This is a genomic window from Sphaerochaeta sp. S2 (genome assembly GCF_016406725.1).
Classification (GTDB): domain Bacteria; phylum Spirochaetota; class Spirochaetia; order Sphaerochaetales; family Sphaerochaetaceae; genus Sphaerochaeta.
Map to the genome: position 1 here is coordinate 1 of NZ_JAEKNT010000262.1, position 8,396 is coordinate 8,396.

Genomic DNA, 8,396 nt, shown 5'->3' on the forward strand with positions numbered 1-8,396 from the left:
ATCCATCTCTATGAATCACTCGGATTCCAAAGACTTGGCATCATTCATGGAGGATTTCTCATGCCTGATGGCTCGTATGAGGATATTATTCCCATGGTCTATTATGTGAATGCAGAAGCCTAAGTTAGAAGGATACACAAAGTTCCAGAATAAGTAATACTACTTCCTATGGTAAGGAGAATCCCTCAGGTAAAAGAGAAGAAGATTCCTCAAATTAAATCAGATAAGCCATTTTCTGCTATAACTTCTTCAAGCGTAGTGGTTTTGCTGCGACCTGCTCTCACATCTTCATCGCGTTTTTTTGCTAGGTAAATCATTTCAAGATCACATATCTTATCTTCAAGCGCTTCCTGGATGTAGTACGTTTTTGTTCTGCCTGTTTGCTCTGCCAGGTTGTTAAGCCTGTCTACCAGTTCTTTCGGTAAGCGTACTGATATGCTCTCAGTCATGTAGGTCTCCTTTTTTGCTCATTAGCAAATCCATGAACATTGTAATACACGTACAACATGTAATGCAAGTATTATAACTAGTAATTTTTCTAAAACTACTAGAGTAAGAAACCTTAGATTTTAAAAAATACGAATGAGGATGGTAGCGAATATCAGTTCTCTTGGATGTAAAATGATTTCTTGACACAGACCAATATGTCTATATAAATATGTATATATAAAAAAAGTTTTCATTTGTATACGTGGGACCCGGAGAAGAGCAAGAAGAACAAAAAGAAACACGGGTTCTCATTTGAAGATATTGCTGATGTGTTCGACGATCCAAATCTTTTGGATTGGGCCGATTGGGAACACTCAACATTGGAAGAGACCAGGTATCAGTGTATTGGGCGACATGGAATTTACCTTGTAATAATGATTGCCTATACGGACAGGAATGGGGTCATCAGAATCATATCAGCGAGGGAGGCCTCTCCCAGGGAAAAGAAGGCGTATTATGAGTATGAAGAAAAGAGAAGATAAGCAGATCGAGAGCGTCGAGAAAATCGATTTCTCTGACATTCCGGAGATGACTGATGAACAGTTGGCACAATTGCAGCTTTCTCATTTGCGTAATCCAGAGAATTATCGCCCAATCAAGAAAAAGATCAGCATCTATGTCGATGCTGATGTACTTGATCATTACAAGTCAAAAGGTAAAGGTTACCAAACAAAGATCAATCGGGTATTGCGGCAAGGAATGCTCAGGGAGACTGCTCCTTCCTATGGGAAGAAGGATACATCAAGTAAAAGTTGAACATACAGGTCCTTCTTGCTTCGATCTTCACTCTTCAGAAGGTACTATTGGAAACCATCTTCATGATAGCTTTGTTGCTTTCATAGAGATCGGTGGAAGAGAATGTTTCTAACCTGCGAATTATTGAAGCAACTTCATTCTGTGTTATATTATCTTAGTGATATCGGTTTGATAAATATCGGGGCATGTCTTCCCTGATAAGCACAGCACTTGTTTTCCGAACGATGGAATCTCCACTGAAGTATTTATATCCTTCATCTTGAAGAAGTGTAATAATAGCACTTTCAAGTTACTCATCAAGAACCTCCCAAAACCCTTCTTTTCGGCCTCCTACTCTATGAAGCAAGTTGTTAGACTGGAGTTTCTGTATATTTCTCTGAATAGAACGCTCGGTTATACCTATCAAATCTGCTAGTTCTGGAATTGTTATGGATGGGTTATCCCGACATGCATCAATGATCTTTCCCGACGTTTTCCCGACGTTTACCCGACGAAGTGCCAGTTGATGTATTTGAAGAACTATCATCGTAATCCCTTGCTGTTTTCCCATCTAACGTAATATAGCCTTCGGCAAAAGGAAAACAGACCTCAAGGAAATTATCACTGAAATGGAAGATATCTTGTGGATATTTAGCGAGAATTCGATTCATTCCTGAACCGAGTTGTTCTACAAGATCAAGATCTCTATAGACTCGCATCAGTTCACGATTTCTTATCATTGAGCGCCCATTGAAGAATTCCTCTCTACTGAGTCCTGTTACGAGCCCTCCATAGGACGTAATAGAAAGCCGATCAGCATAAATCTCCACAAGAGGTGTAACTTCATGCGTGTAATCATTGTGGACAATGGCATTGATGAATGCTTCTCTCAGAGCTGTTTTATCTATCATCTGTTTCTCCAGTCGGCGAGCAGCTCCGGTTATTTTTGTAAAGGTCTTATTCTCGATTTCTAGTTTGTCGAGTACTTTATCGGTTGCCTTGATTAAAGAACAATACCCGAATTCCTCATTCTCTGTCAGATCCACTTTATTGGTACCCGCATACTTTGCGACCTTGATGGAAACGCTGTTCTGATCTGCAAGGAGATATGCGACATAGTTTAGCTCGCCGTTTGGAGTGTATAGATCAAGATTTTCAAGAAATGAGTCGTTAACCGTGAACCCTTTTTCATCATAATAGATCTTGAGCTGATTGAAACTCAATTTTGCTCTTGGAGAAGGTATGTTTCGTAGTGAGTTGCGGGTCCTTGAAGCATATAGCCGGTCAATCATTTTAGGAGTAAGTTGCTGGGTTCCTGTACCTACTCGGACGTATGCTCCTGCTGGTGACAACCCGTCCCGAACCTTCAGGGTGATGTGGATCTCTCCATGATCGAGTGATCCAAGTTCTCTTTGTATCCAAAGGGCTAGTTTCTGCAGCTGTTCTTTTCCCATACCGGCTACCTCGAAGATCCTTTGATAAAATCTTCCAGCTGATCAGGACTGAACCTGACAGCAGCTCCGATTTTTACATACGGAATCCTTTTGGCCGAAACCCACTGCCTGAGTGTCTGGGGTTTCACTGCAAGTATATCTGCAGCTTCCTTGTATGTAAGCAGCGGCTGCAGTCCAGCTAAAGAATCCAATCCTTTGGCTTGCGGTTTTTCTAACATCTATTAAGTACTCCTTCTCTATGGAACCAACCTGGGGAGCACTGGGCGAAGCCCTAACAATGTTAGACCAACTATATCACTCTACATATAGAGTAGTCAACATATGTAAAGTATAAAACATGTTACATATAGCAATATCCCCTACAAACCAAGCATCAGGCAATATCAAATCAACCGAGGATTTCCTCTCCCGAGATACGAGAGAAAGACTACAGTGAAGAGAGTGTGAGATTATATCACTAGGAATGAGTATTGAAAATTTGCTCAGTTACTGATACTCTTCGAAACATTCGATACTTAGGGGGAAGATAATGAATTGGAAAGAAGCCTCTGGTGGTACAACTGTTTGTTATTGTCAGAATATAGATAAAGATGGCATTGTCGCATCTATAAAAGCAGGGAATAATACGCTTTCACAGATAAAAGAAAAAACAACGGCTTGTACTGGAGGAAATTGCAAAGAATTAAACCCTTCCGGCAAATGCTGCTCCAGTGATATTATGACACTTATCGAGCTCTACTCTGATAAACCTGCAGAGTCTGGTTCTGCATCCTGTTGCTGCTGTAGTTCATAGATTGCTTTCTTAATATAGTCTTTTGACAAAACTCCCGTTCTTTCTCCATTAATAGAGTATACACGGCATGTATAATGAGATCCTTCTGGTTTCTTCTTTGAATAGATATCAATTCCGTTGTAAAGAATTGTTGGAGAACCTTGGAAGTGAGTCTTTTCTGCACTTTCAAGATCAGGGACCTCAATCTCCTCAATCTCATTTTCAAATAAATCTCCAGACTCTTGTAAAGCTTTCAAGTTCCGAAGTGTCTGCTGAGAATTCGGGCAGCCATTAAAATAAAGAAATGTAATCATTATTGACCCTCCTGTTTCAGGATAATAATTTTCTTGAGGCTGGTAAAGACAATTCAATTGACTATCAAGTTCTCGAGTTTCTAATGGTTTATAATCATCTTATCGGGCTTAATCATTTCTACAAAGACATCATTCACTGCTTTTGATACCTGGTCCAAGTGAGAACCCTGGGCATGATCAGCATAATGTGCTGCCATTGCCGGGGTCTTGTGACCGGTCGCAAGCTGAACGGTTCTGAGCTCGATCTTATCAGCCAGATGAGTGGCATAGAAATGTCTCCAGGAGTGGAAGCAGATACCTCGATCAATCATGGCATCCCTGACCTTCTCCTGTTCGGCAGCATCTTCCCGTTTATCAACCGGCAGCTTCATGGTGACATAGACTTTTGAGAGACCCTTATTGAGGACATCTATATTCATTGGCTTATCTTTCTCTGTTCCATAGAATATGAAGCCCTCATTCCCATAGCGACTGGTCTTGAGAAGATTCAGCAGCTCTGTCTTGATCTGGGGGAGTAGGGGGACAACCCGCTCTTCACCATTCTTCGGGGCCTTCAGGCCATCAGAGAAACTCCAACTGTGCCGAACCATGAGTTTATCTCCCTGGATATCCTCTTTTCTCAATGCTACTACTTCTCCAGCTCTGAGCCCAGTTGTCATTGCCAGGAGGTTGCCAACTCTTGATCGTTCATCATCCCACTTGGAGGAAAATAGTTGCTGGATCTCTTCAGGATTGAGGATGTCTCTCTTCTTTGAGGTTCCTGAGAATTTTCGTAAGCCGATTGCAGGATTCACTTCCAGATCTCCCCGGTCGGCAGCCCAGCCGAAAGGAACGGTCCCGACCGTTACGATATTATTGATCGTTTTTGGAGCGAGTTCCTTATCCTTGAGCTCCAGCTGAAAGAACTTGAGATCCTCTTTTGTGACATCCTTGAGCCGGGTATCCGGGGCAAAATAAGATCTCCAGTGAGAAATCCTCTTCGATTGTTCATAACAGTGACGTTTGCCGATGCTTTGGCCGTAGGCATGCTTCTCCCGGACATAGGGAGAGTTGTCGTAATCCCAGAACTCCTCGAGGAAGGGAATGAGGAGAATGGATTCTTCCTCTGTAGATTCCTCGGGAAGGGTAGCGTTTTCAGTCACGATCCCCTGATCGACCAGAACATCGACAAGACGATCCTTCTGTTTATCAGTGAGTTCCATGGTGGATAGATAGTAGAGAATAGTTTGAAATTGAAGTCGATCCTGGATTGTTGTCTTTTCCTGATCTCTTCCGGTGTACCCGTAGCGAAGCCATTCGTTGACTTTCACCAAGGCCTCGTTTCTGGAACGTTTGCCAGTGCTGACCCCATGATCATAATTCTGGATCTCTTCATTCCAGAACTTCACGTAGAAGACCTTTCCCCTCATATACAAAGAAAACCGATGCATCCAAATCCTCCAGTCTGTGCTGTCTAGGTGACAGTACAGGTGTCAGTTTATTTGGTTACACCGGCTCTTCCGGGAGCAACGTTCTGTAAATCCAAACAGAACAAGAAATAATTCTATAGCAGGGACAGGACTCGAACCTGCGACCTCCGGGTTATGAGTATGAAGAAAAGAGAAAATAAGCAGATCGAGAGCGTCGAGAAAATCGATTTCTCTGATATACCGGAGATGACTGATGAACAGTTGGCACTATTGCATCCCTCACATTTACGTAATCCAGAGAATTATCGCCCGATTAAGAAAAAGATCAGCATCTATGTCGATGCTGATGTACTAGATCATTACAAGTCGAAAAGTAAAGGTTACCAAACAAAGATCAATCGGGTATTGCGTCAAGAAATGCTCAGGGAGACTGCTCCTTCCTATGGCAAGGAAGATACATCAGGCGAGAGTGAAGAAGATTCCTAAAACTTATTCGCCTATAATCTTAATCAAGGCATGTTTTTCTCTCTTCCCATCGAACTCAAAGTAGAAGATTTGCTCCCAAGTCCCAAAGTCGAGCCTTCCGTTTGTGATGGCACATACCGTCTCTCTTCCCATAATGGTTCTCTTCAGGTGAGCATCCGCATTATCCTCATACCCGTTATGATTGTATTGGGAGTAGGGCTTCTCAGGTGCCAGTTTCTCAAGCCAACGTTCATAGTCCTGATGCAGACCACTCTCATCATCATTGATGAATACACTGGCTGTGATATTCATCGCATTGATCAATACCAATCCTTCCTTGATACCACTCTCATCAATAGCATCCTGGACATCACTGGTAATGTTTACTAATCCTCTTCTGGTAGGGAGATGGAAAAACAGTTCTTTTCTATAGTGTTTCATGCGTTCCTCCTTCTTACAGCATATGTAAAAATCCAAGTGAAGGTCAAATGGGATAAATGATTCATTAATATACCTTCTTTCACATAAAAGTATAAATAATGTAAAATAAAGCAATATTATATAGCTAATAAGTACATAATATACCTTGCTTTCAGAGAAATGCTGGTTTAGAATTAACTCGATCTTCTGGAACTGCTACTACCATATTTGGTGTTATTTGCAATACAAAGGGTGTGTCCCGTGTTTTTTTCCAAGGAGGTCCTCATGCATGATCGAGCGAACGAGATCGCGGCGATTGTTTCTCAGCATAGAGAGCGACATGGTGCGCTTCTCTCCATACTGGAAGCAGTTCAGCGTACAAATGAGCACAACTATCTTCCCAAACAAGAACTGGTAATGGTGGCCAAAGAGCTGGGAGTCCCTCTCTCCCAAGTCTATTCGGTCGTCACCTTCTATGCCTTCTTCAACCTGAAAGCACAAGGTGAACATGTTATCACCGTTTGTCGTGGAACAGCATGTCATACAAGAGGCTCAAAGCCCTTACTCGACAAGGTGTTGCATATGCTCGGCGTTGAGCTTGATGAAGATGGGATGGCTACCACCCCTGACTATCGTTTTACCGTCCATACCGTGGCTTGTTTTGGGCAGTGTGCACTTGCTCCGGTCATTGCAATCGATGGAGTGATTCACTCCATGGTAACCGAAGAAAAACTCACTACCATGATAGAAGCCCTCTCGGCACAGAAGGAGGGAGCATGAGCAGTATATTGGATCGTCTAGACAATGAAGGAAGAAAGACCCTCTATCCAGAAATTCCTGCTATTGCAGTTGGGATGGGTACCTGTGGCATAGGAAGTGGGGCTGATGTGCTCTTTGACGCCTTCCTGGCTCTCAAGAAGAAACAGAAAGATGCTTTCATGCTTCGCTCTGTCGGTTGTTTTGGCTGTTGCAGCGAAGAGCCTCTGGTATTGTTGTATAACCCTGGGAAACCGATGGTACTCCTGCATAAAGTAGGGGAAGCAGAGTGTGCCCCGATTGTACAAGCTCTGCTTGATGGTACCTATTATGCAGAGAAAGCATTCTGCAAGATCAGCAAATGGGATCATCACCTCTCTTTACATGAATACGGAGAGGAATACCCAGAACTTCCTGAATGGAATGATATACCGTTCTTCCATCCACAAGTAAAATTGGTGTTGCGTGATGCAGGCATTATCGACCCAACCAACATCGCTGAGTATGTCTCTGTAGGTGGATACAGAGCACTCGAGAAAGCGCTCTTTACCATGAACAGGGAAAGTGTACTTGGGGAAGTCAAGTCATCAAAGCTCAGGGGACGCGGCGGCGCTGGCTTCCCTACCGGTCTGAAGTGGGAGTTGATGAAAAAAGAAGAGTCAGAGAAGAAGTACTTGATCTGCAACGCTGATGAAGGGGACCCTGGCGCATATATGAACCGTAATGAGATGGAAAGCGATCCCCATATGCTCCTTGAGGGCATGTTGATCGCTGCCTATGTGACAGGGGCTGATGAGGGGATCATCTATGTCCGTGCAGAGTACCCCTTGGCAGTGGAACGGCTAAGCAGAGCAATCCAGGATGCCTATGCCAATAATCTGTTGGGAGACGATATCCTGGGAGCAAATATGCGCTTCAATCTGCAGGTTGTGGAAGGTGCTGGGGCCTTCGTCTGCGGAGAGGAAACAGCACTCATAGCATCGCTAGAAGGGAGAGCAGGAAGACCTCGATCGAAACCACCATTTCCCAGCCAGAAAGGCTATCTTGGGTATCCTACCACCATCAACAATCTGGAGACCTGGTGCAACATTCCTCTCATTATTGGGAAGGGTAGTGACTGGTTTATGAGATACGGCATTCCTTCCTCACCCGGAACGAAAGTATTTTCCTTGGTAGGGAAAGTCAAGCATACCGGGTTGGTCGAACTTCCCTTGGGAGAGAAGCTGACAACCTTGGTTTATGAGGCAGGTGGGGGATCGGTATCAAAAACAAAACGCATCAAGGCAGTACAGAGCGGAGGCCCCTCAGGAGGGTGCATCCCCTCCCATCTCTTTGATAAGAGTATCGACTATGAGAGCTTGGCAGCCCTTGGTTCCATCATGGGCTCTGGAGGTATGGTTGTCATGGACAATGACAACTGTATGGTCGACTCAGCACGCTATTTCGTTGAATTCACGACCAAGGAATCCTGTGGCAACTGTACCCCTTGTAGGGAAGGCCTCTCACAGGTGCTTTCCATCCTGGACCGGATTACCAAGGGAGAAGGAAGGAAAGAAGATCTGGGGATGCTGGAGACCTTGGG

Annotated in this window: 12 protein-coding genes; 5 read left to right on the top strand and 7 right to left on the bottom strand. The window is 43.8% G+C overall.

All coding sequences use genetic code 11. The annotated features are described in order from the left end of the window. Positions 1-209 precede the first annotated feature (209 nt). Positions 210-449 (bottom strand): ribbon-helix-helix protein, CopG family, encoded by a 240-nt coding sequence (locus tag JF818_RS07410; protein WP_198891392.1) that lies wholly within the window; start codon positions 447-449, stop codon positions 210-212. A gap of 234 nt (positions 450-683) precedes the next feature. On the opposite strand from JF818_RS07410, the gene JF818_RS07415 reads away from it, so the two are divergent. Continuing rightward, a complete protein-coding gene (locus JF818_RS07415) occupies positions 684-971 on the top strand; it encodes a BrnT family toxin (RefSeq protein ID WP_198891393.1) in 288 nt (95 codons plus the stop codon). Next, entirely contained in the window at positions 946-1,245 is a 300-nt protein-coding gene (locus JF818_RS07420) for a BrnA antitoxin family protein (RefSeq protein ID WP_198891394.1), read from the top strand. The genes JF818_RS07415 and JF818_RS07420 overlap by 26 nt, the downstream gene beginning before the upstream one ends. A gap of 289 nt (positions 1,246-1,534) precedes the next feature. Here JF818_RS07420 and JF818_RS16665 read toward each other — a convergent pair whose 3' ends face one another. The 5 genes from JF818_RS16665 to JF818_RS07450 all read right to left on the bottom strand — a co-directional run bounded on the left by JF818_RS16665 (position 1,535) and on the right by JF818_RS07450 (position 5,194). After that, positions 1,535-1,795, bottom strand: coding sequence for a winged helix-turn-helix transcriptional regulator (locus tag JF818_RS16665; protein ID WP_370570316.1), 261 nt, complete (start codon positions 1,793-1,795; stop codon positions 1,535-1,537). Further along, entirely contained in the window at positions 1,698-2,678 is a 981-nt protein-coding gene (locus JF818_RS07430; protein ID WP_198891396.1) for an ATP-binding protein, read from the bottom strand. The genes JF818_RS16665 and JF818_RS07430 overlap by 98 nt, the downstream gene beginning before the upstream one ends. Positions 2,679-2,683: 5 nt before the next feature. Further along, complete coding sequence (locus tag JF818_RS07435; RefSeq protein WP_198891397.1) at positions 2,684-2,896, bottom strand: helix-turn-helix domain-containing protein; 213 nt, start codon at positions 2,894-2,896, stop codon at positions 2,684-2,686. A 517-nt stretch (positions 2,897-3,413) separates the two neighbouring features. After that, complete coding sequence (locus JF818_RS07445) at positions 3,414-3,764, bottom strand: alkylmercury lyase (protein ID WP_198891399.1); 351 nt, start codon at positions 3,762-3,764, stop codon at positions 3,414-3,416. Positions 3,765-3,844: 80 nt separating this feature from the next. After that, positions 3,845-5,194, bottom strand: coding sequence for a tyrosine-type recombinase/integrase (locus JF818_RS07450; RefSeq protein WP_198891400.1), 1,350 nt, complete (start codon positions 5,192-5,194; stop codon positions 3,845-3,847). A gap of 159 nt (positions 5,195-5,353) precedes the next feature. On the opposite strand from JF818_RS07450, the gene JF818_RS07455 reads away from it, so the two are divergent. After that, the gene (locus JF818_RS07455) at positions 5,354-5,659 is read left to right on the top strand and encodes a BrnA antitoxin family protein (protein ID WP_198891401.1); all 306 of its coding nucleotides are present in this window, start codon (positions 5,354-5,356) and stop codon (positions 5,657-5,659) included. 3 nt (positions 5,660-5,662) lie between these two features. On the opposite strand, the gene JF818_RS07460 is transcribed toward JF818_RS07455, so the two are convergent. Continuing rightward, the gene (locus JF818_RS07460; RefSeq protein ID WP_198891402.1) at positions 5,663-6,079 is read right to left on the bottom strand and encodes a secondary thiamine-phosphate synthase enzyme YjbQ; all 417 of its coding nucleotides are present in this window, start codon (positions 6,077-6,079) and stop codon (positions 5,663-5,665) included. A gap of 264 nt (positions 6,080-6,343) precedes the next feature. On the opposite strand from JF818_RS07460, the gene JF818_RS07465 reads away from it, so the two are divergent. Further along, entirely contained in the window at positions 6,344-6,838 is a 495-nt protein-coding gene (locus JF818_RS07465; RefSeq protein WP_198891403.1) for an NAD(P)H-dependent oxidoreductase subunit E, read from the top strand. Further along, a partial coding sequence (locus tag JF818_RS07470) for a NuoF family protein (RefSeq protein ID WP_304945010.1) occupies positions 6,835-8,396 on the top strand: 1,562 nt, incomplete at its 3' end. The genes JF818_RS07465 and JF818_RS07470, both read left to right, overlap by 4 nt.

Excerpts from the sequence above, each read along its gene's own strand:
- JF818_RS07465 (WP_198891403.1), top strand. The coding sequence starts at position 6,344 with ATGCATGATCGAGCGAACGAGATCGCGGCGATTGTTTCTCAGCATAGA.
- JF818_RS16665 (WP_370570316.1), bottom strand. The coding sequence starts at position 1,795 with ATGGGAAAACAGCAAGGGATTACGATGATAGTTCTTCAAATACATCAA.
- JF818_RS07410 (WP_198891392.1), bottom strand. The coding sequence starts at position 449 with ATGACTGAGAGCATATCAGTACGCTTACCGAAAGAACTGGTAGACAGG.
- JF818_RS07435 (WP_198891397.1), bottom strand. The coding sequence starts at position 2,896 with ATGTTAGAAAAACCGCAAGCCAAAGGATTGGATTCTTTAGCTGGACTG.
- JF818_RS07445 (WP_198891399.1), bottom strand. The coding sequence starts at position 3,764 with ATGATTACATTTCTTTATTTTAATGGCTGCCCGAATTCTCAGCAGACA.
- JF818_RS07420 (WP_198891394.1), top strand. The coding sequence starts at position 946 with ATGAGTATGAAGAAAAGAGAAGATAAGCAGATCGAGAGCGTCGAGAAA.
- JF818_RS07450 (WP_198891400.1), bottom strand. The coding sequence starts at position 5,194 with ATGCATCGGTTTTCTTTGTATATGAGGGGAAAGGTCTTCTACGTGAAG.
- JF818_RS07455 (WP_198891401.1), top strand. The coding sequence starts at position 5,354 with ATGAAGAAAAGAGAAAATAAGCAGATCGAGAGCGTCGAGAAAATCGAT.
- JF818_RS07460 (WP_198891402.1), bottom strand. The coding sequence starts at position 6,079 with ATGAAACACTATAGAAAAGAACTGTTTTTCCATCTCCCTACCAGAAGA.
- JF818_RS07430 (WP_198891396.1), bottom strand. The coding sequence starts at position 2,678 with ATGGGAAAAGAACAGCTGCAGAAACTAGCCCTTTGGATACAAAGAGAA.